20 protein-coding genes are annotated in these 23,321 nt (G+C 73.1%); 12 read left to right on the top strand and 8 right to left on the bottom strand.

Annotated elements, in window-relative coordinates; translation table 11 throughout:
- Positions 1-23: 23 nt before the first annotated feature.
- The 5 genes from AB0924_RS36585 to AB0924_RS36565 form a co-directional block, all read right to left on the bottom strand.
- Positions 24-3,122 (bottom strand): efflux RND transporter permease subunit, encoded by a 3,099-nt coding sequence (locus tag AB0924_RS36585; protein WP_366913753.1) that lies wholly within the window; start codon positions 3,120-3,122, stop codon positions 24-26.
- Positions 3,123-3,280: 158 nt separating this feature from the next.
- Positions 3,281-3,958, bottom strand: a complete 678-nt coding sequence (locus AB0924_RS36580; RefSeq protein WP_358939067.1) for a response regulator transcription factor — start codon at positions 3,956-3,958, stop codon at positions 3,281-3,283.
- Positions 3,955-5,175 (bottom strand): histidine kinase, encoded by a 1,221-nt coding sequence (locus tag AB0924_RS36575; protein ID WP_358939069.1) that lies wholly within the window; start codon positions 5,173-5,175, stop codon positions 3,955-3,957. Before AB0924_RS36575 ends, AB0924_RS36580 begins: the two co-directional genes overlap by 4 nt.
- A gap of 168 nt (positions 5,176-5,343) precedes the next feature.
- A complete protein-coding gene (locus AB0924_RS36570; protein WP_366913752.1) occupies positions 5,344-5,622 on the bottom strand; it encodes a hypothetical protein in 279 nt (92 codons plus the stop codon).
- Between the two features lie 34 nt (positions 5,623-5,656).
- Positions 5,657-6,448 carry a PspA/IM30 family protein gene (locus AB0924_RS36565; protein WP_199210260.1) on the bottom strand — a complete coding sequence of 264 codons (792 nt, stop codon included), beginning with the start codon at positions 6,446-6,448 and terminating at the stop codon, positions 5,657-5,659.
- A 279-nt stretch (positions 6,449-6,727) separates the two neighbouring features.
- Between AB0924_RS36565 and AB0924_RS36560 the strand changes: the two genes are divergently transcribed.
- The 3 genes from AB0924_RS36560 to AB0924_RS36550 all read left to right on the top strand — a co-directional run bounded on the left by AB0924_RS36560 (position 6,728) and on the right by AB0924_RS36550 (position 9,312).
- Positions 6,728-7,354, top strand: a complete 627-nt coding sequence (locus tag AB0924_RS36560; RefSeq protein WP_358939074.1) for a DUF3043 domain-containing protein — start codon at positions 6,728-6,730, stop codon at positions 7,352-7,354.
- Between the two features lie 80 nt (positions 7,355-7,434).
- Entirely contained in the window at positions 7,435-8,139 is a 705-nt protein-coding gene (locus AB0924_RS36555) for a methyltransferase domain-containing protein (protein WP_358939128.1), read from the top strand.
- 102 nt (positions 8,140-8,241) lie between these two features.
- Entirely contained in the window at positions 8,242-9,312 is a 1,071-nt protein-coding gene (locus AB0924_RS36550; protein ID WP_366913751.1) for a trypsin-like peptidase domain-containing protein, read from the top strand.
- An 80-nt stretch (positions 9,313-9,392) separates the two neighbouring features.
- Here AB0924_RS36550 and AB0924_RS36545 read toward each other — a convergent pair whose 3' ends face one another.
- A complete protein-coding gene (locus AB0924_RS36545; protein ID WP_199210263.1) occupies positions 9,393-9,605 on the bottom strand; it encodes a hypothetical protein in 213 nt (70 codons plus the stop codon).
- An 80-nt stretch (positions 9,606-9,685) separates the two neighbouring features.
- Between AB0924_RS36545 and AB0924_RS36540 the strand changes: the two genes are divergently transcribed.
- A complete protein-coding gene (locus AB0924_RS36540) occupies positions 9,686-10,888 on the top strand; it encodes a bifunctional adenosylcobinamide kinase/adenosylcobinamide-phosphate guanylyltransferase (protein ID WP_358939078.1) in 1,203 nt (400 codons plus the stop codon).
- Positions 10,889-10,928: 40 nt separating this feature from the next.
- On the opposite strand, the gene AB0924_RS36535 is transcribed toward AB0924_RS36540, so the two are convergent.
- Positions 10,929-11,912, bottom strand: a complete 984-nt coding sequence (locus AB0924_RS36535) for a class I SAM-dependent methyltransferase (protein ID WP_366913750.1) — start codon at positions 11,910-11,912, stop codon at positions 10,929-10,931.
- Positions 11,913-12,045: 133 nt separating this feature from the next.
- Between AB0924_RS36535 and cobT the strand changes: the two genes are divergently transcribed.
- Genes cobT through AB0924_RS36520 form a run of 3 tightly spaced genes read left to right on the top strand, consistent with a single transcriptional unit; the run spans position 12,046 to position 15,689 of the window.
- Positions 12,046-13,131, top strand: coding sequence for a nicotinate-nucleotide--dimethylbenzimidazole phosphoribosyltransferase (cobT, locus tag AB0924_RS36530; RefSeq protein ID WP_358939082.1), 1,086 nt, complete (start codon positions 12,046-12,048; stop codon positions 13,129-13,131).
- Positions 13,132-13,186: 55 nt separating this feature from the next.
- Positions 13,187-14,965 (top strand): phosphatidylglycerol lysyltransferase domain-containing protein, encoded by a 1,779-nt coding sequence (locus AB0924_RS36525; RefSeq protein WP_358939084.1) that lies wholly within the window; start codon positions 13,187-13,189, stop codon positions 14,963-14,965.
- 10 nt (positions 14,966-14,975) lie between these two features.
- Positions 14,976-15,689 (top strand): hypothetical protein, encoded by a 714-nt coding sequence (locus tag AB0924_RS36520; protein ID WP_366913749.1) that lies wholly within the window; start codon positions 14,976-14,978, stop codon positions 15,687-15,689.
- Positions 15,690-15,755: 66 nt separating this feature from the next.
- Here AB0924_RS36520 and AB0924_RS36515 read toward each other — a convergent pair whose 3' ends face one another.
- Positions 15,756-16,520 carry a hypothetical protein gene (locus AB0924_RS36515; RefSeq protein ID WP_358939088.1) on the bottom strand — a complete coding sequence of 255 codons (765 nt, stop codon included), beginning with the start codon at positions 16,518-16,520 and terminating at the stop codon, positions 15,756-15,758.
- 91 nt (positions 16,521-16,611) lie between these two features.
- Here AB0924_RS36515 and AB0924_RS36510 point away from each other — a divergent pair, with 91 nt between their 5' ends.
- The 5 genes from AB0924_RS36510 (at position 16,612) to sucB (ending at position 23,319) form a co-directional block, all read left to right on the top strand.
- The gene (locus AB0924_RS36510) at positions 16,612-17,397 is read left to right on the top strand and encodes an adenosylcobinamide-GDP ribazoletransferase (RefSeq protein ID WP_358939090.1); all 786 of its coding nucleotides are present in this window, start codon (positions 16,612-16,614) and stop codon (positions 17,395-17,397) included.
- A 56-nt stretch (positions 17,398-17,453) separates the two neighbouring features.
- A complete protein-coding gene (locus AB0924_RS36505) occupies positions 17,454-18,101 on the top strand; it encodes an RDD family protein (RefSeq protein ID WP_366913757.1) in 648 nt (215 codons plus the stop codon).
- 166 nt (positions 18,102-18,267) lie between these two features.
- A complete protein-coding gene (locus AB0924_RS36500; RefSeq protein ID WP_358939092.1) occupies positions 18,268-19,794 on the top strand; it encodes a leucyl aminopeptidase in 1,527 nt (508 codons plus the stop codon).
- 283 nt (positions 19,795-20,077) lie between these two features.
- Positions 20,078-21,466, top strand: a complete 1,389-nt coding sequence (gene lpdA / locus AB0924_RS36495) for a dihydrolipoyl dehydrogenase (protein WP_199210267.1) — start codon at positions 20,078-20,080, stop codon at positions 21,464-21,466.
- Positions 21,467-21,528: 62 nt separating this feature from the next.
- Positions 21,529-23,319 (top strand): 2-oxoglutarate dehydrogenase, E2 component, dihydrolipoamide succinyltransferase, encoded by a 1,791-nt coding sequence (sucB, locus tag AB0924_RS36490; protein ID WP_366913748.1) that lies wholly within the window; start codon positions 21,529-21,531, stop codon positions 23,317-23,319.
- Positions 23,320-23,321: the final 2 nt, after the last annotated feature.

The following is a 23,321-nucleotide window of genomic DNA, read 5'->3' as shown; positions in this document are numbered from 1 at the left end:
GTGGACCGGGCCCTGTCTTTCGCTCAGACGCCCGCGGTCTCCAGCACCTCGGGCTCGGGCTCCCGCCCGGCCGCCTTCTTCTTCGCGCGCCGCTCCTTGCGGAGCTCCAGCATCGCGTAGAGCGTCGGGACCAGGAGGAGGGTCAGCAGCGTCGAGCTGATCAGGCCGCCGATGACGACCACCGCAAGCGGCTGGGCGATGAAGCCGCCCTCGCCGGTGACGCCCAGGGCCATCGGGAGCAGGGCGAAGATGGTCGCCAGCGCCGTCATGAGGATCGGGCGCAGCCGGTGCCGGCCACCCTCGATCACGGCCTCCACGACGCCGTGGCCCTGCCTGCGGTACTGGTTGATCAGGTCGATCAGCACGATCGCGTTGGTCACCACGATGCCGATCAGCATCAGCATGCCGATCATGGCCGGGACGCCCATCGGGGTGCCCGTGACGACCAGCAGGCCGATCGCGCCCGTGGCCGCGAACGGGACGGACACCAGCAGGATCAGCGGCTGGACCAGCGAGCGGAACGTCGCCACCAGCAGCATGAAGACGATCGCGATCGCCGCCAGCATGGCCAGACCCAGGTTCTTGAACGCGTCGTCCTGGTCGGAGGAGACACCGCCGATCTCGGCCCGCGCGCCCGCCGGGAGCTTCAGGTCCTTGATCCGCGACTGGAGCTGGGTGCTGACCGCGCCGGTGTTGTCACCGGTCGGCCGGGCCGTGACGGTCGCGGCGCGCTGCCCGTCGATGCGGGTCATCGACACCGGGCCGTCCACCACCTTGACGGTGGCGATGTCACCGAGCTTCACCGGGCCGAGGCGCAGCGCCTTGAGCTGGGCGAGGGTGGTGGCGGGCTTGGCCGACTTCACGACGACGTCGCGCTCGGTGTCGTCGAGGATCGCCTTCGCGGCCGTCGTGCCGCGCACGGCCTGCGTGACCGCGGCGCCCAGCTTCTGGTCGTCGAACCCGGCCGCGGCCGCCTCGGAGTTGGCCTTGACCGAGATCCGCGGCACGCTCTGGGCCAGGTCGCTGGTGACGTCGGTGACGTCGTCCAGGCCGGCCATGGTCGAGCGGACCCGCTCGGCGGCCTCGCGCAGCGCCCCGGCGTCGGAGGCCTTCACCACGACGCTGAGGTCCTGGCTGCCGAAGCCGTCACCGGCGGAGACCGTGGTCGTACCGATGCCGTCGAGCTTCTTCAGGCCGTCCTCGAGGTGCTTCCGCACGTCGTCGTAGGACGCCGAGTCCTTCAGCATGACCTGGTACGACGCCTGGTTGGTGTCGGTGCCGCCGCCGAAGGCCGCCATGAACCCGGAGGAGCCGACGGTGACCTGGTAGTCCTTGACGCCCTCGGTGGAGGCGAGCAGCTTCTCCACCTTCTTCGCCTGCGCGTCCGTGGCCGCGAGGCTGGTGCCGGGCCTGAGCTTCTGCTTGACCGTGAGGACCTCCTGCTCGCCCTGGTCGAAGAAGTTCGTCTTCAGCAGTCCGGACATGCCGAACGTGACGACCAGGACGGCCACCGCGATCAGCACGCTGGTGAGCCGGCGGCGGGTGGCGAAGCGCAGGACGGGGACGTAGAAGCGCTGGAGGCGGCTCTTCGCCTCCTTCTCCTCGGCCAGCCGGCGCGCCTCGACGGCGTCCTCGGGGGTGCCCTTGGGCGCCCGCAGGAACCAGTACGACAGGACCGGCACGACCGTCAGCGACACCAGCAGGGAGGCGAGCAGGGCCGCCGTCACGGTGATGCTGAACGAGCCGAAGAGGGCGCCCACCATGCCGCCGACCAGGCCGATCGGCAGGAACACGGCGACCGTGGTGAGGGTCGAGGAGGTGACCGCGCCGGCCACCTCGCGCACCGCTTCGAGAATGGCCTCGCGGCGCTCCTCGCCGTAGCCGAGGTGCCGCTTGATGTTCTCCAGGACCACGATCGAGTCGTCGACGACCCGGCCGATGGCGATGGTCAGCGCGCCGAGGGTGAGCATGTTCAGCGACAGGCCGCGGGTCCACAGCACGATGAGCGCGAGGACCACCGACAGCGGGATGGACACCGCCGTGACCAGCGTCGAGCGGATCGAGGCCAGGAACACCAGGATGATCAGGACCGCGAAGAGCAGACCGAGCGCGCCCTCCGTCGTCAGGCCCTTGATGGACTTGGACACGGCCGGGCCCTGGTCGCTGACGACCGTGAGTTCGGCACCCGAGCCGAGGTCGGCCCGCAGGCCGGGCAGCTTGTCCTGGACCGCGTCGGAGATGGAGACCGCGCTGCCGTCGTGGTCCATGGTGACGTTGACGGCGAGGCTGGGCCGGCCGTCGGTGCGGGTGATGGAGTCCGCCGGGGCCGGCCGCTGCTTCACCGTGGCCACGGAACCGAGGCGCACGGGCTCGTCCACGCCCTCGCCGGTGACCCTGAGGTCCTGGATCTGCTTCAGCGAGGTGAAGCCGCCGCCGACCTGGACGGTGCGGTTGGCGCCGTCCTCGTCGAAGGAGCCGGCCGGCACGGTCGCGCCGCCCGCCTGCAGGGCCTGGCCGAGGGCGGCGGAGGTGAGCCCCGCCTTCGCCAGCTTCGCGTCGTCCGGGGTGACGGCGACCTGCAGGTCCCGTGCGCCGGTGATCTGGACGCGGCCGACGCCGTCGATGTCCTTCAGGGCCGGTACGACGGTGGTGTCGAGCTGGTCGGCGAGGGCCTGCTGGTCCTTGTCGGAGGTGACGGCGAGGACCACGGTCGGCATGTCGTCCGTGGAGCCGGAGACGACCTGCGGGTCGACGTCGTCCGGAAGCTGGTTGCGGGCCCGGTTGACGGCCTGCTGGACGTCGGAGACGAGCCGCTTGGTGTCGTTGCCGTAGTCGAAGGACGCCATGATCACGGCGTTGCCCTCGCTCGCGGTGGAGGTCACTCCGGTGACGCCGTCGACGCCCTGGAGGTTGTTCTCGATGGGCTCGACGACCTGCTTCTCGACGACGTCGGGCGAGGCCCCCTGGTACGGCGCGACGACCGACACCATGGGCAGTTCGATGGTGGGCAGCAGTTGCTGCTTGATCTGCGGTATCGCGATCAGCCCGAAGACGAGCGCGATGAGGGACATCAGGCCGATCAGGGCCCGTTGCGCGAGGCTGAATCTCGACAGCCAGGACATGGGTCAGGGGTCTCTCTTCTGTGAGCGGCAGAAGCTGCTGCGGGGCGCGGTGAGCGCCCACCCCACCACCTTGGGCCATGCCGGACGCCGGTTTCGTAGCCCCCAGGTACATTCCCTTATCCGGTGCCTACTCCGCGCGCAGTACACGCGGGTGGAGATCAGTCCATCCTCGGACGTACCAGGCCCGACTCGTACGCGATGACGACGAGCTGCGCCCGGTCCCGCGCGCCCAGCTTGGCCATGGCCCGGTTGACGTGCGTCTTCACGGTCAGCGGGCTGACCTCGAGGCGCTCGGCGATCTCGTCGTTGGAATGGCCGGCCGCGACCTGCACGAGGACCTCGCGCTCCCGGCCGGTGAGGGCGCCGAGCCGCTCGGAGCGGGCCGGGTCGAGGCCCTCGTCGTCGCCCTGGGCGAGGAAGCGGGCGATCAGGCCCTTGGTGGCGGCCGGGGAGAGCAGCGCCTCGCCGCCGGCGGCGACCCGGATCGCGTTCAGCAGTTCCTCGGGTTCGCTGCCCTTGCCGAGGAAGCCGGAGGCGCCGGCGCGCAGCGACCGCACCACGTAGTCGTCGACCTCGAAGGTGGTCAGTATGACCACGTGGACCTGGGCGAGGGCGGGGTCGGCGCTGATCAGGCGGGTGGCGGTGAGGCCGTCGGTGCCGGGCATGCGGATGTCCATGAGGACGACGTCGGGGCCCCGCTCCTTGGCCAGCCGCACCGCCTCGTCGCCGTCGGAGGCCTCGCCCACCACTTCCATGTCGGGCTCGGAGTCGACCAGCACCCGGAACGCGCTGCGCAGCAGCGCCTGGTCGTCGGCGAGCAGGACACGGATCGTCATGCGGTCTCCCCCGGAGCCGTCGTACGGGTCGTGACCGGCAGGATCGCATGGACGCGGAAGCCGCCGCCGTAGCGGGGCCCGGTCCGCAGGGTGCCGCCGACGGCGGTGACCCGCTCCCGCATGCCGAGCAGCCCGTGCCCGCCGCCGTCCCCGGGCGCACCGCCCGCGCCCGCGCCGTCGTCGACCACGGTGACCTCGATGTTCCCGCCGACGCGAACGACGCTGACCTCGGCCCTGGCCTCGGTGCCCGCGTGCTTGCGGACGTTGGTCAGGGCCTCCTGGATGCACCGGTAGGCCGCCAGGTCCACGGCGGCGGGGAGTTCGGTGCCGTGGTCGGTGCGGGCCACCTCGACCGGGAGTCCGGCGCTGCGGAAGGTGCCGGCGAGTTCGTCGAGGCGGCTGAGGCCCGGGGCGGGCTCGGTGGGCGCCTCCGGGTCACCGGACTGGCGCAGCAGGCCGACGGTGGCGCGCAGTTCGTCGAGCGCGCTGCGGCTGGCCTCGCGGACGTGGGCGAGCGCCTCCTTGGCCTGGTCGGGCCGCCGGTCCATGACGTGCGCGGCGACGCCGGCCTGCACGTTGACCAGCGCGATGTGGTGGGCGACGACGTCGTGCAGATCACGGGCGATGCGCAGCCGCTCCTCGGCGACGCGGCGGCGGGCCTCCTCCTCACGGGTCCGCTCGGCGCGTTCGGCGCGCTCCCGGATGGCCTGCACGACGGCGCGCCGGCTGCGCACCGCGTCCCCGGCGGTGGCGCCGATGCCGGTCCAGGCGAGCAGGCCCAGGTTCTCCTGGGCGTACCAGGGCAGGGGGCCGGCGAGCATCGCGGCGGCGGTCAGCACGGTCATGGTGAGCAGGCCGACGCGCCAGGTGGTGGTGCGGTCGGTGGTCGCGGCGACGGTGTACAGGGCGACCACGGCGGCCATCGCGACCGGGGCGCGCGGGTCTCCGGTGAGGCACTCGATCAGGGAGCAGGTGCCGGTGACGGCGAGGACGCCCTTCGGGAAGCGGCGGCGCAGGACCAGCGCGGCGGCGGCGAGCACCATCAGGACGAGGCCGAGCGGGTCGGGGGTGGGGACGCCCCAGGTGACACCGTTCGCGCCGTGCGGCACCGCGAAGGAGCCGGCGACCATGCACGCCAGTACGCCAGCCGCGATGGCCGCGTCCAGGGCGAGAGGGTGGGCCTTGAGGCTGCACCGGGCGCGTTCGAGAGTGCTCACCCGCTGAACAGTACGGGGCCGGGCAGGGGGCCGGAACACGGCGAGGCGCGGGTCACCCGCCGCCGGCCGTCGACCGGTGTTCGCGGCGCGTACGCCGGGGCCTTCCGCTGCCGCGGGCTTTTCGCTGCCCCGGGGCTGAACCCGCGCACGGGCCGGCCGGAGGCGGGCTCAGCCCGGGATCAGGCCCTCGTCGCCGAGCAGTTCCCGGACCTCCTCCAGCGTCGCGTCCGGGGACGGGAGGATCAGGTCCGAGGGCTCCAGAGCGTCGTCCGGGAGCGAGGTGCCGAGGCGGCGGACGGCGTCCAGCAGGGTCGAGAGCGTGCGGCGGAAGCCCGCCCCGTCGCCGCCCTCCATCTCCGCGAGCAGTTCGTCGTCCAGCTTGTTCAGCTCGGTGAAGTGGGCGTCGTCCAGCTTCACCTGCCTCTCCCCCATGATCCGTACGATCACGTCGGCCTCCTCGGCTCGGGGTCCCGGCGCCGGACTACTGCTTGTCGAAGCGCGGGGTGTCCTGCGGCTGCTGCTGGGACTGTGCCTGGCCGGTGCCGCCCTCGATGGCCTGCTGCGGGGAGCCACCGGCCAGCTCGGCCTTCATGCGCTGCAGTTCCAGCTCTACATCCGTACCACCCGAGAGCCGGTCCAGCTCGGCCTGGATGTCGTCCTTGGCCATGCCGGAGGGGTCGTCGAGGGCGCCCGAGGCGAGCAGTTCGTCGATGGCGCCGGCCCGGGCCTGGAGCTGGGCGGTCTTGTCCTCGGCGCGCTGGATGGCGAGGCCGACGTCACCCATCTCCTCGGAGATGCCGGAGAAGGCCTCCCCGATGCGGGTCTGGGCCTGGGCGGCGGTGTAGGTGGCCTTGATGGTCTCCTTCTTCGTCCGGAAGGCGTCCACCTTGGCCTGCAGCCGCTGGGCCGCGAGAGTGAGCTTCTCCTCCTCGCCCTGGAGGGTGGAGTGCTGCGTCTCGAGGTCGGTGACCTGCTGCTGGAGGGCGGCGCGGCGGGACAGCGCCTCGCGGGCCAGGTCCTCACGGCCCAGCGCGAGCGCCTTGCGGCCCTGGTCCTCCAGCTTGGTGGACTGCTGCTGCAACTGGTTGAGCTGGAGTTCCAGGCGCTTGCGGGACGTCGCCACGTCGGCGACCCCGCGGCGCACCTTCTGGAGCAGCTCGAGCTGCTTCTGGTACGAGTAATCGAGGGTCTCGCGAGGGTCCTCGGCCCGGTCAAGGGCCTTGTTCGCCTTCGCGCGGAAGATCATCCCCATACGCTTCATGACACCGCTCATGGGCTTCGCGCGCCCCCTTCTGACGGACTCCGGCTCACCGATCCAGCGACAGAACCCACAGTACGGGCCCTGACTCCATTACCGCACTGTTCGGGGACCGATGCGCTCATCCCCAAGGACGACTGCGGGCTCCACCACTCCGGCGTGAGGAGTAGGTGATCCCCGGGGCGGGCCGCTCGGGCCCTTCCGGTGGCCTCCCTGTGCGACGTCCGCGACGTCCCCTCTGTCCCCCTACAGACGTCCGGTGTTGCCGGATCGTTCCCGGCCGGGCTGGGGTCCATGCCGGTGCAGCCCGTACCCTTGGGTTTTGTGTTCCGTAGCCGTGCCAAGGAAGAGAAGGCGTCCGCCGACAAGGCGGCCGTGAACTTCTCCAAGCAGCCCCGTGACCCGCAGGCCCCCAAGGGCAGGCCCACTCCCAAGCGCAGTGAGGCCCAGTCCCAGCGCCGCAGCGTCGCCAGTACGCCGACGACCCGCAAGGACGCCGCCAAGCGTCAGCGCGAGGAGCGCCGTCAGGCGCTGGACCGGCAGCGCCAGGCGCTGGCCGGCGGCGACGAGCGCTACCTGCCGGCCCGCGACAAGGGCCCGGTCCGCAGGTTCGCGCGCGACTGGGTGGACTCGCGGTTCAACATGGCGGAGTTCTTCCTGCCCTTCGCCGTGGTGATCCTGGTGCTGAGCGTGGTGCGGGTGCCGTCGATCCAGGCGCTGGCGCTGTGGCTGTGGGCCGTGGTGATCGTGCTGATCGTGGTGGACGCGGTGATCAGCGGCCTCCGGCTGAAGAAGCGGCTGGCCGAGCGCTTCCCCGACCAGAACCGCCGGGGCGCGGTCGCCTACGGTCTGATGCGCTCGCTGCAGATGCGCCGGCTCCGGCTGCCCAAGCCGCAGGTCAAGCGCGGAGAGCGGCCCTGAGCGCAGACGCTTTCACCGGGGGTGCGGCCGATGCCTGGCTGAACAAGCTGGGCGGGCTGCGTGATGTCGTACGACAGGAGCTGGTCGCCCGGCAGCTCGACGAGCAGATAGCCGGGCGGTTCCCGGTCGGGCAGCGGCTGCGGGTGCTCGACGTGGGGATGGGCCAGGGCACGCAGGCCCTGCGGCTGGCCCGGCTCGGTCACCAGGTGACCGGTGTCGAGCAGGACGCGACGATGATCGCGACCGCGCGCCGGGCCCTTGCCGGTGAGCCCGAGGGCATCCGCGAGCGGGTCCGGCTGGTGCAGGGCGACGGCCGGGACACCGGGGTGCACTTCCTGCCCGGCAGCTTCGACGTCGTGCTGTGCCACGGCGTACTGATGTACGTGGAGGAGCCCGACCCGCTGGTGGCCGGCCTGGCCCGGATGCTCGCCCCCGGCGGGCTGCTGTCCCTCCTGGTGCGCAACGGCGACGCGCTCGCCATGCGGCCGGGGCTGTCCGGCGACTGGGCGGGCACGGTGGCCGCCTTCGGCGCCACCTCCTACCGCAACCGCCTAGGCCTCGACGTACGGGCCGACCGGCTGTCGGCCCTCACCGCCACCCTGGCCGGCATCGCCGCCCCGCTGCACGCCTGGTACGGCGTACGCGTCTTCACCGACACGGCGGCGGACGACGCGGAGATCCCGGACGACCTGCGGACCCTGCTGGCGGCCGAGGAGCGGGCCGGCCGCACGGACCCCTATCGCTCGGTCGCGGCGCTGCTGCATCTGTGCGGGGTGCGCGGCTAGGGCCGTACGGCGCGGTACACGGCCGTCAGGCACCGGCGGTGTGCGGGTCCGTTCGGGCGTATCGGGCGGGCCCGGGGCGTTCCCCGTGGAAACACTCGGGGCATGGACGGTTCCCTTGCCCGTGCCCGCCGGTGGGGCGTACGTGTCCCCGCGCTGGGCTGTGCCGTGCTGCTCGTGGCCGGCTGCACGGCGTCGGCGAAGCCGGTGGAGCGGCCCGGCGCGTCCGACCGGGCGGCGCTCCCGCTGGCGCTGGACGACGTGCAGGGCCGGTACCTGAAGGTGATCAGGGAGGTCCTGCCGTCGGTCGTGCAGATCCGGGCGAGCCGTGATCTGGGCTCCGGGGTGGTGTACGACGGCCAGGGACACATCGTCACCAACGCGCACGTGGTCGGGTCCGAGAGGACCTTCCGGGTGACCACGGCCAACAGCGAGGAGCCGCTCACCGCGAGCCTGGTGTACTCGTACCCCGAGCAGGACCTCGCGGTGATCAAGCTGGACCGGGTGCCGGCCGGGCTGCGGGCGGCGGTGTTCGGGGACTCCGGGACCGTACAGGTCGGCCATATGGTGCTGGCCATGGGATCGCCGCTCGGACTGTCGTCCAGCGTGACGCAGGGTATCGTCTCGGCGACCGGCCGGACCGTCAGCGAGGGCGGCGCGGACGGGGGCCCGGGCGCCACCATCGCGAACATGGTGCAGACGTCGGCCGCCATCAACCCGGGCAACAGCGGCGGGGCGCTGGTGAACCTCGACGGGCAGGTCATCGGTATTCCGACGCTCGCCGCTTCCGATCCCGGCCTCGGGGGCGGCGCGGCCCCCGGCATCGGCTTCGCCATCCCGGCGTCGATGGTGCGGAAGGTCGCCGACCAGATCGTCAGGCACGGCAAGGTCGTCGACTCGGGGCGGGCCGCGCTCGGCGTCACCGTGCGCAGCGTCGTGGACGACGGCTACCGGCCCGCCGGGGTCGCGGTGGTGACCGCCGTCGGCGGCGGCGCGGCCGAGCGGGCGGGACTGCGGCCCGGCGATGTGATCACCAGGGTGGACCGCACACCGGTCAGCTCCGCCACCGCGCTCTCCGAGGCGCTGGCGACCCGGCGGCCGGGGCAGCGGATCCCGGTCACCTTCCAGCGCGACGGTGCGGCGAAGACGGTGGAGGTGACACTGGGTGAGCAGTGAGCAGTGAGCAGTGAGCAGTGAGCGGGGCGGGGTGGCAGTGAGGAGGGTGGTGGCGAACCCCTCCTCACACCCCGGCCGGATTACGACGCCTCGGCGTGCAGGCTCATCGGGCCGTAGATCTCGCTGGTCTCCTCGAACAGCCGCACCTGGTCGGCGCCGCCCTCCTCCAGCGCCTTCCAGTGCTCACCGATCCAGGACTCCGCGTCCCCCTGGGTCGTGAACTCCTCCGGCTGCACCGCGGGCTGGACCTCCGTCCCGTCGGCCTTCTCGAACCGCCACGTCCATGCCGTCATATGGGCCTCCTCTGATCCAACTCTGCCCCGGAAGACTAGCCGGAAGCGCAAGACCTGCTGGGACGGGTGAAAATCGGTCCGTGGAAGTCACTCTGCTCGGCACCGGTACCCCAGCGGGACTGCCCCGCCCCGACTGTCCCTGCGCCGTCTGCGCGACCGCGCTGGGCCCCGAGGCGCGGGCGGCCACCGCGCTGCTCGTGGACGGGGCCCTGCTGCTCGATCTGACGCCGGGCGCGGCGTTCGCGGCCGCGCGGTCCGGGCATTCGCTGGGCGGGGTACGGCAGGTGCTGCTGTCGCATCCGCACGACGGGCCGGCGATGGAGGTGCCCGCCGGGGTGCCGCAGCCCGGCCGGGTGCCGGACGGGCGGGAGTTGGCGCTGCTGACGGGGCATCGGGTGCGGGCGGTGGCGATGGACGCGGGCGGCACCGGGTACGCGGTGACCGGTCCGGACGGGCAGCGGCTGCTGTACCTGCCGCCGGGCGGGGCGCCGGCCGGACTGGAGGAGGCGACGGCGGAGTCGTACCAGATGGTCCTCGCCGACGTCGTGGGACGCCCGGACGCGCTGGCCCGGCTGCGGGCGGTGGGTTCCGTGGACCCGACGACGGACGTCGTCGCCGTGCACCTCGACCACGACGTGCCGCAGGGCGCGGAGCTGCGGCGGCGACTCGCGGCGGCGGGAGCGCGGGCGGTCCCGGACGGTACGACGCTGATGGTCGGGGCGTACGAGGACGTGCCGGACGTGCCGCGCCGGACGCTGGTGCTCGGCGGGGCGCGCTCGGGCAAGTCGGTGGAGGCCGAACGGCGTCTGGAGGCGTTCCCGGACGTGCTGTACGTGGCCACGGGCGGGACGCGCGGCGGGGACACCGAGTGGGCGGCGCGGGTGGCCGCGCACCGGGAGCGGCGGCCGGGGTCGTGGCGTACGACGGAGACGACGGACCTGGTGCCGCTGCTGGCCGAGGACGGGCCGCCGGTGCTGATCGACTGTCTGTCGCTGTGGCTGACGGACGTCATGGACTCCGTGGGGGCGTGGGACGACGCGGAATGGGCGGGTGGCGGGGAGAAGGCGCTGCGCGCGCGGGTGCGGGAGTTGACGGAGGCGGTGCGGGGCGCTCGGCGGACCGTGGTCGCGGTGTCCAACGAGGTGGGGTCGGGGATCGTGCCGGCGACTGCCTCCGGGCGGCGGTACCGGGATGAGCTGGGGCGGCTGAACGCGGGGTTCGCGGGTGAGTGCGAGCAGGTCCTGCTGGTCGTGGCGGGCCAGGCTCTGGTGCTGCGGGGCTGAGTGGATGCCCGGTGCCGTGCCGGACCGCGCGGGTACGCGGCTACGGCGTGATCTTGCGGGCCACGAGGCGGTAGGCGTTGGAGAAGGGGGTGTGACGGGTCAGGGGGGCCAGGGCGTGGTCCAGGGCCCAGGCCAGGTCGGTCAGGGGGGCCGCCGCGGCTCGCAGGAGGGGGTGGGTGCGGGACACGGCCAGGGTGAGGGCCGCCGACAGGTCGTAGGGGGCGTGGGGGGCGCTGCGGTCGGTGACGAGGATCGCGCAGCCCTGCCGTTCCAGCTCCGCGCGGAGGTTGGCCAGGGGCAGCAGGTGCAGGTGGCGGGGCTGGCCGTAGGACCACCACCACCTGCCGAGGAGCGGGGCGAACGCGCAGCGCGGGTCGGGGACTTCGACCACGAGGTGGCCGCCGGGGCGCAGGACGGTGAGGGCGGCGCGGAGTTCGGCGCGCGGCTCCGGGGCGTGCTGCAGGTGGTGGAACATGCTGACCACGTCGTAGCGGGCGCGCAGGCGGGCCGCCGTGCCGGGGGTGCTCAGGTAGCCGCGGTGGGCCTCCTCGACGCGGCCGTCCAGCAGGGCCTGTTCGACGCGGGCGGTCGGGTCCAGGCCGTCGAAGCTGGTGTACGGGAAGAACTCCTTCGCCGCCTCGGGGAAGTGGGCGTGTCCCGTGCCCACGTCCAGCCAGCTCTCCGGGTCGGGCAGCGCCGACAGCGCGTGGGCGGCGGCGCGGTGGCGGCGGCGGACCGTGCGGGCGGAGCGGAGCCGCTCGGCGAACTCCTCCAGCTCTCTCTCGTAGGAGTCCCGGTGGTAGAAGGCGAAGCCCTCCGCCGTGAGCCGGGGGTTCTGGAAGACGTGGGCGCAGTCGCCGCACTCGTCGAGGACGTGACTGCCCGGCCGGTGCCGCAGCGGGTCGGAGGCGCGCACCCGGGTCCGCAGGTGCCGGGAACCGCACCAGGGGCAGTCCCCGCGGCGCGGTTCCAGGAAGGGGTCGTAGGGCTCGGTGACCTGCGTGGTGGAGAGCGAGGGCTGCATGGACGGCTCCCAGGGCGACATTCCGCGGCAAACCGGAACGTATGGGATACCGATCCCAGGTGCAAAGACGCCGTCACCGTGTGGTGGCGATGTGGCGCCGGAGCCTTCGTCCGCTGCCGGTACTGTTCGGCGAATGAGCAGCCTTGAACTGGACGACTTCACCGATCTGATCGAGCGCCCGGACGGGGGCGTTCGCCGTGACGCCGAGGCCCGGCGCGAGCGCCAGATCGTGCCGCCCGGGTCGCTCGGGCGGCTGGACGAGCTGGGCGAGTGGCTGTCCGCCGCGCAGGGCGCCGTACCCGTACGGCCGGTCGAACGGCCGCGCGTGGTGCTCTTCGCCGGTGATCACGGTGTCGCGGAGCTCGGTGTCTCCGCACGCCCGGCGGGCGGCGCCGAGCGGCTGGTGCGGGCGGTGCTCGAGGGCGGCAGCCCGGTGGCGGTGCTCGCGCGCCGGCTGGACGTCCCGGTGCGTGTGGTGGACATGGCGCTGGACTGCCCGCCCGAGGCCTTCCCGGAGGACGTCGTGCGGCACCGGGTGCGACGCGGCAGCGGCCGTATCGACATCGAGGACGCGCTCACCGCGGACGAGGCCGAGGCGGCGTTCCGGGCCGGCGTGGCGGTCGCCGACGAGGAGGCCGACTCGGGAACGGACCTGGTGGTGCTCGGCGACGTGAGCGTGGGCGGGACCACGGCCGCCGCGGTGCTGGTCGCGGCGCTGTGCGGGACCGACGCCTCCGTGGTGACCGGGCGGGGCGGGCTGCCGATCGACGACCTGGCGTGGATGCGCAAGTGCGCGGCGATCCGGGACGCGCTGCGGCGGGCGCGGCCGGTCCTCGGGGACCAGTTGCAGCTGCTCGCCACCGTGGGCGGCGCCGACCTGGCCGCGATGACCGGGTTCCTGCTGCAGAGCGCCGTGCGCAAGCTGCCGGTGATCCTGGACGGCGTGGTGGCCGCCGCGTGCGCGCTGGTCGCCCAGCGGGTCGCGTTCCGGGCCCCGGACTGGTGGCTGGCCGGGCACGACAGCGGGGAGCCGGGGCAGGCCAAGGCGCTGGACCGGATGGCACTGGAACCGCTGCTGGAGCAGGGCGTGAAGGTCGGCGAGGGAGTGGGGGCGCTGCTGGCGCTGCCGCTGGTCCGGGCCGCCGCCGCGCTGGCCGCGGAGCTGCCGGAGAAGGCGGAGCCGGAGACGGACGAGAAGGCGGGGCCGGAGACGGAGTAGCCGGTCGTGGTCGGCTGCACGGTTCGCGGCAAGGGCGCACATATGATCCTCTCTCATGGGAGATGCCCGAAATGCCGTGGAGCAGCAGGCCGAACCGGGGCGGCGGTCCGGCGGTGCCTCCCGCCGGGCCGCCGCCTTCGCCGTCTGGTACCTGCGGGCCGTCGCCTTCGTCAACTTCCTGAGCGCGGTGTGGGTTTCGCTGGGGCAGGACGTGCGCCGGCACAACCAGGAGAACTTCTTCACGCCGTATCTGCTCACCGCCGGCTTCGCCTCGGGCGTGTTCACCACGTTCCTGGCGATCACCATGCGGCGGCGCAAGCGGGCCGCCTGGATCCTGAACCTGGTGCTGAGCGGGTCGTTCCTCGCCCTGTTCGCCTTCGCCATGGCGTTCCCGGAGATCCGGCAGTACACGCAGAACTGGGTCTCACTGGCGCTCACGGCCGTCTTCACCGGGGCGCTGCTGGCCGGCCGGCGGGAGTTCTACGCCAAGGGTGACCGGTCGAACCCGCGGCTGGCCGCGACCGTGGCGGTGGGCGGCGGTCTGCTCGCCTCGCTGCTGGCCGGAGTGCTGGTCACCGTCACCAACCAGGCGCCGGACGCGGCCCGTTCGACGTTCCTGGAGCGCTGGCACTACGGCACGCTGCGGCTGATCTCGGTGGCCGCTGACGAGAGCCGCTTCCCCGGGATCGACCCGCCCAACTGGGCCAACGTGGCCGTCAACGTGCTCAGTACGGTGCTCGTCCTGGCCGTGTTCTACGCCGCCTTCCGCTCCCGGCGCGCCGTGGACCCGCTCACCGAGGACGACGAGAAGCGGCTGCGGGCGCTGCTGGAGCGGCACGGGGAGCGGGACTCGCTCGGCTACTTCGCGCTGCGCCGGGAGAAGAGCGTGGTCTGGTCGCCGACCGGGAAGGCGGCCGTGGCCTATCGCGTCGTCGGCGGGGTGAGCCTCGCCTCCGGAGATCCGCTCGGCGACCCGGAGGCGTGGCCCGGTGCCATCGCGCCGTGGCTGACCGAGGCGCGGGCGCACGGGTGGATCCCGGCCGTGATGGGGGCGAGCGAGGAGGCGGGGACGGTCTACGCCCGGCACGGCCTGGACGCGCTGGAACTCGGTGACGAGGCGATCGTGGAGGTCGCCGAGTTCACCCTCGACGGGCGGGCGATGCGGACCGTCCGGCAGGCGTACAACCGGGTGCGGCGGGCCGGGTACCGGGTGCGGATCCGGCGGCACGAGGACATCCCGGCGGCGGAGACGGCGTACCTCGTGGAGCGCGCCGACGACTGGCGGGACGGGGCCACCGAGCGCGGCTTCAGCATGGCGCTGGGGCGGCTCGCGGACCCCGAGGACGGCCGGTGCGTGATGCTGGAGTGCACGGATGCCGAGGGCAGGCTGCGGGCGCTGCTCTCCTTCGTGCCCTGGGGGCCGCACGGGCTGTCCCTCGACCTCATGCGGCGGGACCGGGACTCCGACAACGGGCTGATGGAGTTCATGGTCATCGAGCTGCTGCGGCGGTCCCGGGAGATCGGGATCACCCAGGTCTCACTGAACTTCGCGATGTTCCGCTCGGTCTTCGAACGTGGCGCGCGCCTCGGTGCCGGTCCGGTGCTGAGGCTGTGGCGGTCGCTGCTCAGCTTCTTCTCCCGCTGGTGGCAGATCGAGTCGCTCTACCGCGCCAACGCCAAGTACCGGCCCATCTGGGAACCGCGGTTCCTGCTCTTCGAGAAGAGCGCGGACCTGCTGCGCATCGGCCTCGCGTCGGCGCGGGCGGAGGGGTTTCTGGAAGCGCCGGGGCTGCCGAAATGGCTGCATCGCAGGCATCTGGAGACGCACAGATGAGGAACGCCTGATGGAGAGGCTCGCCCGCTGGGCGCACGCCGAGTGGGGGCCCTTGTACGTCGCCGTGCGCGACCCCTTGCGCGAACGGCGGCTGCGGGCGGCGCCGATGGCGGCCGGGGCGGTGGGCCTGACCACGCTGCTGCAGTACGCGCAGAACCAGCCGTGGGGGTACCGGCTCGTGCAGGACGCGGGCGCGGTGCGGGCGGAGGACCCGCTGTGGCAGGCGCTGTTACGCACACCGCTGTCGCTGTTCGTGCCGGCGCTGGACCTGCCCGTGTGGGGGGCGCTCGCGCAGATCCTGTTCGTGTTCGGGATCGCCGAGATCTGTCTGGGCCGGTGGCGCACGCTGGCGGTCGCGTACGTCGCCACGCTCGCCGGGACGCTGTACGCGCGGATCGGCATCGCCCTCGGCCCGCACGCCCCGTTCGGTCTGCCCGCCTCCGATGCACGGGTGGTGGACACCGGCCCCTCGGCGGCCGTGGTCGGCCTCGCCGTGTACGTGGCCTGGCGCTACGGCGCCCATGTCACGGTGGGCGCGGTGACCACGGCGATGGTGGTGGAGGTGCTGCTGAAGGAGAACCTGGCCGGCAAGGAGCACCTGGCCGCCCTGATGGGCGTCGGCACCCTCTGTCTGTCCGCGGCCCTGCGCCACCGCCGCACCCACCGCACCCTCGCCGTCGCGCCTCCCGAGCCCAGCACCACCCCACCCGCTGTCCGCCCCTGAGCACCGCGTCGATCCCGGCCCGGCGGCGACGAACACCGGGCCGTGTCCCGCCCTCGCGCGGAGCGCTCAGTGGGGCCCCGGCAGGCGGGTCGGGCGGGGGTCGGGTTTGCCGCCGATCCAGTCCTGGACTGCGCGGCGGGGGCCGGACCAGCGGCGGTCGTGGCGGTACGCGCGCAGGGCGGCCTTGGCGCGGGCGCGGGGGCGGCGGCCGTAGAAGCGGCGGGCCCACAGGGAGCCGGGGCGGGCCAGCCGGATCGCGCCGACGAGCGCGACCAGCGGCACGACCGCGCCGAAGACCGCGAGGCGGGCCTTGCCCTTGCTCAGGGCGATCAGCGCGAAGAGGAAGTTCACGGCGATGGTGCTGATGACGCTGCCCCGGTCCTGCAGTTCCTGTTCCGACAGGTCGTTGACGCCGAACGGCACGAAGCCGGCCAGCAGCAGGCCCACCAGGGCGGCGGTGACGACGACCGCCTCGACGCTCTTGCGGCCCTCCGCGGTCCAGTAGACGTCGTCGAGGTGCAGGATCAGCGCGAACTCGTCCAGGACGAGGCCCGCGCCCATTCCGAAGGCCACGGCCGCGACGGCCCCGCCGACGCCGTTGCGGCCGCTGGCGACCGCGCCGAACCCGCCGACGACGGTGAGCACCACTCCCGGGACCACGTGGTGGATGTGCAGCCCGCCCGCCTTGACGTTCCCGAACGGGCCCTTGCCGGCCCGGATCAGCCGGGTGATGACCCGGGTGACGACGAAGGTCAGCACGAAGGCGGCGAGGGCGAGCAGCAGCGGGAGCTTGCCCGGCTCCAGGATGTTCCGCTCCCACCAGTGCCCCATGTGCGCACATTACCCGGAATTGCCCCGGCCCTCAGTGCCGTTCGTCCGATCACCCGCCGGGAGCCGGGCCGGCGCCCGGTACCCTGCGCCGGTGTCCAGGACCCCCGCTCTCCACGGCCTCCGCTTCGCCTTCGGCACGCTCACCGTGCTGCCCGTCCGGGTGCACCGCTGGGACCGGGAGGCCGCCCGCGGGGGCATGCTGAACGCCCCCGTGGCCGGACTGGCCGTCGGCGTCTGCGCGGCCGGGCTCGGACTGCTGCTGCTCCTGCTGGGCGCCGGCCCGCTGCTCGCCGCCGTGGCCTCGGTGGCCGTACCGGCCGCGCTGACCCGTGGACTGCACCTCGACGGGCTCGCCGACACCGCCGACGGACTGGGCAGCGGCAAGCCGGCCGAGGACGCGCTGCGGATCATGAAGCGGTCGGACATCGGGCCGTTCGGTGTCATCACCCTCCTGCTCGTCCTGCTGGCCCAGGTCGCCGCGCTGGCTCAGCTCTACGGCGACTCCTGGACCCGGGGCGCCACCGCCGCGCTGACCTCGGCGATCGCGGCCAGGCTGGTACTCACCCTGGCGGCGCGCACCGGGGTGCCCGCCGCCCGGCCGGAGGGGCTGGGCGCGGCGGTCGCCGGGGTGGTTCCGGTGCCGGGCGCGCTGGCCGTGGCGGCCGCCGTCACGGTCGTCTCGGCCGCGTGGGGCGCGGCCCTCGGGCCGTACGGGGCCCTGCGCGCCGCGGCCGCCGTGGTGCTCTCCCTGGCCGCCGCCGAACTCCTGCTGCGCCACTGCGTCCGGCGCCTCGGCGGAGTCACCGGCGACGTGTTCGGCGCGCTCGCGGAGACGGCCGCGACGAGCGCCCTCGTGGTGCTGTCCCTCGGTCGCTAGTCTCTTCGCCCGTACACGGACGGACAGGATCGATCGGGGGATCATCCGTGCTCACCATGCGCCGCGCCCTGGCCTGGTTCATCGACTTCGCGCTGGTGCTGACGGCTGCCTGGCTGCTGGCCGCGCTCACCTTCCACCGGATCACCGCGCTCGTCACCGACGTGCCGGAGCTGGCCACGCGCGGCGGCTTCGACCTGCTGACCTCGCGCGGTGACGTCCTCGACGCCGCCGAGACGGTCGGCCTCTCGCTGTGGAACGAGGCGGTGCTGGACGTCGAGGAGGCCTTCGGGGCGCTCGTGCTCGCCGCCTTCCTCTACCAGTGGGCCTGTCTCGCGCTGCTCGGCCGCACCCTCGGCAAGGGCCTGCTCGGCCTGCGGGTCACCCCGCGCCTGTCCCGCCGGGCGCTGCGCCGGGCCGCCGTCACCACCGCCGCCGACGTCGCCGTGTACGCCCTGGCCTGCGTGCCGCTGATCGAGGGTCAGCTCCTGCTGTCCGTGCTGGTGTGGGCGGCCGCCGTGACGCTCTTCCTGGTGAACGCGCTGCCGGTGCTCTCCCCCGGCCGCCGCTCCCTCGCCGACCGGCTGGCCGGCACGTCGGTCGCCGGGGTGGCCCTGCGTGCCGGGGATTGCGGGGATAGGGATTACCCGAAGGCATGGCCGAGGGATTACCCCAGGGCATGGCCCGGGGACCACCCACAGGGCTGAGGGAACGGGCGTACGCGCGTAGTCTCGTTGCGGGTGTTCGCCGACAGGGTGAAGGCCCCGGTTGCCACCTGCCTCCAGGCCTGGGCCTAGGGTCGGCTGTCGGGCCCGGTCGACCCACCCCTTTTCGGCCACAGCAACTTCACATCGGAAGCGAGATCTCACCACCGTGACTGCTCTGACTCTCAGCACCTCCGCGGCGCCCGGCCTGCGGGCCGACGCGATCGTGATCGGTGTCGCCAAGGGTGCCAAGGGGCCCGTCGTCGCGCCGGGCGCCGAGGCCGTGGACAAGGCTTACGACGGCAAGCTGGCCGGCGTCCTGGAGACCCTCGGTGCCTCCGGTGCCGAGGGCGAGCTGACGAAGCTGCCCGCCCCCGCCGGCTTCAAGTCGCCGCTCGTGGTGGCGGTGGGCCTGGGCGCGGAGCCCGAGAAGGACGCCGGATACGACGCGGAGGCCCTGCGCAAGGCCGCCGGCGTGGCCGCCCGGGCCCTGACCGGGGCCCGCAAGGCCGCGTTCGCGCTGCCCGTCGACGGTCCCGGTGCCATCGGCGCGATCGGCGAGGGCGTGCTGCTCGGCGCGTACGCCTTCGACACGTACAAGGAAAGCGCCAAGGACGCGCGGGCCAAGAACGGCAAGGCCCCGCTGGCGGAGGCCGTGGTGCTCGGCGGCAAGCCGCGCGACGCCGCCCACAAGGGCGCCGTGGCCCGTGCCGTCGCGGTCTGCGAGGAGCTGAACCGCGCCCGCGACCTGATCAACATGCCGCCGAACGACCTCACCCCGCAGGCGTTCGCCGGGGTCGCGCAGAGCGCGGCCAAGGAGCACGGCCTGAAGATCCAGGTGCTCGACGAGAAGGCCCTCGTCAAGGGCGGGTACGGCGGCATCCTGGGCGTCGGCGGCGGCTCGGCGGCCACCCCGCGCCTGGTCAAGCTGTCCTACTCGCACCCCAAGGCGGACAAGCACCTCGCCCTGGTCGGCAAGGGCATCACCTACGACTCGGGCGGCATCTCGCTGAAGCCGGCCGGCCACAACGAGACGATGAAGTGCGACATGAGCGGTGCCGCCGCCGTGTTCGCCGCGGTCGTCGCCGCCGCCCGGCTGGGCCTCAGGGTCAACGTCACCGGCTGGCTGGCGCTGGCCGAGAACATGCCCTCGGGTTCCGCCGTCCGCCCCGGCGACGTGCTGAACATGTACAGCGGCAAGACGGTCGAGGTGCTCAACACCGACGCCGAGGGCCGGCTGGTGCTCGCCGACGCGCTGTGGGCGGCCTCGCAGGAGGCGCCGGACGCGATCGTGGACGTCGCCACGCTGACCGGCGCGATGGTGCTGGCGCTGGGCAGCCGGACCTTCGGCATCATGGCCAACGACGACGCGTTCCGCTCCGCGCTGCACGAGGCGGCCGAGGAGGTCGGCGAGCCCGCGTGGCAGATGCCGCTGCCCGAGCACCTGCGCAAGGGCATGGACTCGTCCGTCGCCGACATCGCCAACATGGGTGAGCGCATGGGCGGCGGACTGGTCGCCGGCCTCTTCCTGCGCGAGTTCGTGGGCGAGGGGATCACCTGGGCGCACCTCGACATCGCGGGTCCCGCGTTCAACGAGGGCGGTCCGTTCGGCTACACCCCGAAGGGCGGCACCGGTTCCGCCGTCCGCACGCTGGTGCGGCTCGCCGAGCTGACTGCCGCGGGTGACCTGGGCTGATGAGCGCCCGGTAGCCCGGGCCGCCCCCTCGCGGGGCGGCCGCCGGAGCGTGGGGACCGATCGCCCGGTCCCCACGCCCGCGCCCCCGCTCGCCTTCGATTGCGGGGGTACGTGGGGTGTCTCACACTCAGGCCCCGCGTCTCGTCCGCCTCGAACAAGTGCAAAGATGGAGCCCGGCAGGACAGGGCCCCCACCGAAGGGCCGAAGCATCAAGCGGCCGGACACCAGCCGCCCGCCGGTCATCGGAGATCGGCGCAAGGCGCACATGCATGGAGGACGTGACGTGGCGAACGACGCCAGCACCGTTTTCGACCTAGTGATCCTCGGCGGTGGTAGCGGTGGTTACGCCGCGGCCCTGCGCGGGGCGCAGCTGGGCCTGGACGTCGCCCTGATCGAGAAGGACAAGGTCGGCGGCACCTGCCTGCACCGGGGTTGCATCCCCACCAAGGCCCTGCTGCACGCGGGCGAGGTCGCCGACCAGGCCCGCGAGAGCGCGCAGTTCGGCGTCAAGGCCACCTTCGAGGGCATCGACATCGCCGGGGTCCACAAGTACAAGGACGGTGTCATCTCCGGCCTGTACAAGGGCCTGCAGGGTCTCGTCGCCTCCCGCAAGGTGACGTACATCGAGGGTGAGGGCCGGCTGTCCTCCCCCACCTCCGTCGACGTGAACGGCCAGCGGATCCAGGGCCGCCACGTCCTGCTGGCGACCGGCTCCGTGCCGAAGTCGCTGCCGGGCCTGGAGATCGACGGCGACCGGATCATCTCCTCCGACCACGCCCTCGTCCTGGACCGCGTGCCGAAGTCCGCGATCATCCTGGGCGGCGGTGTCATCGGTGTCGAGTTCGCCTCGGCGTGGAAGTCCTTCGGCGCCGACGTCACGGTCGTCGAGGGCCTGAAGCACCTCGTCCCGGTCGAGGACGAGAACAGCTCGAAGCTGCTCGAGCGCGCCTTCCGCAAGCGCGGCATCAAGTTCAACCTGGGCACCTTCTTCCAGAAGGCCGAGTACACCCAGGACGGCGTGAAGATCACCCTCGCCGACGGCAAGGAGTTCGAGGCCGAGGTCCTGCTCGTCGCCGTCGGCCGCGGCCCGGTCTCCCAGGGCCTGGGCTACGAGGAGCAGGGCGTCGCCATGGACCGCGGCTACGTCCTGGTCGACGAGTACATGCGCACCAACGTTCCGACCATCTCCGCCGTCGGTGACCTGGTCCCGACGCTCCAGCTCGCGCACGTCGGCTTCGCCGAGGGCATCCTGGTGGCGGAGCGTCTGGCCGGTCTGAAGACCGTCCCGATCGACTACGACGGTGTCCCGCGGGTGACGTACTGCCACCCGGAGGTCGCCTCCGTCGGTATCACCGAGGCCAAGGCCAAGGAGATCTACGGCGCGGACAAGGTCGTCGCTCTGAAGTACAACCTGGCGGGCAACGGAAAGAGCAAGATCCTCAACACCGCGGGCGAGATCAAGCTCGTCCAGGTGAAGGACGGTGCCGTCGTCGGCGTCCACATGGTCGGCGACCGCATGGGTGAGCAGGTCGGCGAGGCCCAGCTGATCTACAACTGGGAGGCGCTGCCGGCCGAGGTCGCCCAGCTCATCCACGCCCACCCGACGCAGAACGAGGCCCTCGGCGAGGCGCACCTGGCGCTGGCCGGCAAGCCGCTGCACTCCCACGACTGAGCCTTCGGTCAACGGGCGCGACGACACAGACTTTCCGCAATTCGTTAGGAGCAACCGAAACCATGGCGGTTTCCGTAACCCTTCCGGCGCTCGGTGAGAGCGTCACCGAGGGCACTGTCACCCGCTGGCTGAAGGCCGAGGGCGAGCGCGTCGAGGCCGACGAGCCGCTGCTCGAGGTGTCGACCGACAAGGTCGACACCGAGATCCCCTCGCCCGCCGCCGGCGTGCTGGCCTCCATCAAGGTCGCCGAGGACGAGACCGTCGAGGTCGGCGCCGAACTGGCCGTCATCGACGACGGTTCCGGCGCCCCCGCCGCGGCTCCGGCCCCGGCCCCCGCCGAGGCCCCCGCCCCCGAGGCCCCCGCCGCTCCGGCGGCCGAGGCCCCGGCCCCCGCCCCGGCCCCCGAGGCCCCGGCCGCCCCCGCCGCTCCGGCCGGTGGCGCCGAGGGGACCGACGTGGTCCTGCCCGCGCTCGGTGAGTCCGTCACCGAGGGCACCGTCACCCGCTGGCTGAAGTCGGTCGGCGACTCCGTCGAGGCCGACGAGCCGCTGCTCGAGGTGTCCACGGACAAGGTCGACACCGAGATCCCGGCGCCCGCCTCCGGCGTGCTGCTCGAGATCGTGGTGAACGAGGACGAGACCGCCGAGGTCGGCGCCAAGCTCGCCGTCATCGGCGCCCCGGGTGCCGCCCCGGCCGCCGCTCCGGCTCCGGCCGCCCCGGCCCCGGCGCCCGCCGCCGCTGCCCCGGCTCCGGCCCCGGCCGCTCCCGCCGCCCCGGCTCCGGCCCCCGCCGCCCCGGCTCCGGCCGCCGCTGCTCCGGCCCCGGCCCAGCCCGCGGCTCCGGCCCCCGCGCCGGCCGCGCCGGCCCCGGCTCCGGTCACCCCGGCGACCGCGCCGACCGCGCCGACCGCCACCCAGGCGACCGACGAGGGCGCGTACGTGACCCCGCTGGTGCGCAAGCTCGCCGCCGAGAACGGTGTCGACCTGGCCGACGTCAAGGGCACCGGCGTCGGTGGCCGTATCCGCAAGCAGGACGTCCTCGCCGCCGCCGAGGCCGCGAAGGCCGCCTCCGCGCCGGCCCCCGCCGCCGCCCCGGCCGCCGCCAAGAAGGCCCCGGCGCTCGAGGTCTCCCCGCTGCGCGGCCAGACCGTCAAGATGACCCGCATCCGCAAGGTCATCGGCGACAACATGGTCAAGGCCCTGCACGAGCAGGCCCAGCTCTCCTCGGTCGTCGAGGTCGACGTCACCCGTCTGATGAAGCTGCGCGGCAAGGCGAAGGACTCCTTCGCCGCCCGTGAGGGCGTCAAGCTCTCCCCGATGCCGTTCTTCGTCAAGGCCGCCGCCCAGGCGCTGAAGGCCCACCCGGTCATCAACGCCCGGATCAGCGAGGCCGAGGGCACCATCACCTACTTCGACGCCGAGAACATCGGCATCGCGGTGGACTCGGAGAAGGGCCTGATGACCCCGGTCATCAAGGGCGCCGGCGACCTCAACATCGCGGGTATCGCCAAGGCCACGGCCGACCTGGCGGGCAAGGTCCGCGCCAACAAGATCACCCCGGACGAGCTGTCCGGCGCGACCTTCACCATCTCCAACACCGGTTCGCGCGGCGCGCTGTTCGACACGATCATCGTGCCGCCCAACCAGGTCGCGATCCTCGGCATCGGTGCCACGGTCAAGCGTCCGGCCGTCATCGAGACCGAGGAGGGCACGGTCATCGGCGTCCGCGACATGACCTACCTGACCCTCTCCTACGACCACCGTCTGGTGGACGGCGCCGACGCGGCCCGCTACCTGTCGGCGGTCAAGGCGATCCTGGAGGCGGGCGAGTTCGAGGTCGAGCTCGGCCTCTGACC

The organism is Streptomyces sp. NPDC047869 (assembly GCF_040704065.1).
Lineage (GTDB): Bacteria > Actinomycetota > Actinomycetes > Streptomycetales > Streptomycetaceae > Streptomyces.
The sequence above is the reverse complement of the archived record's forward strand: the minus strand, read 5'-3'. Positions and strand labels throughout refer to the sequence as shown.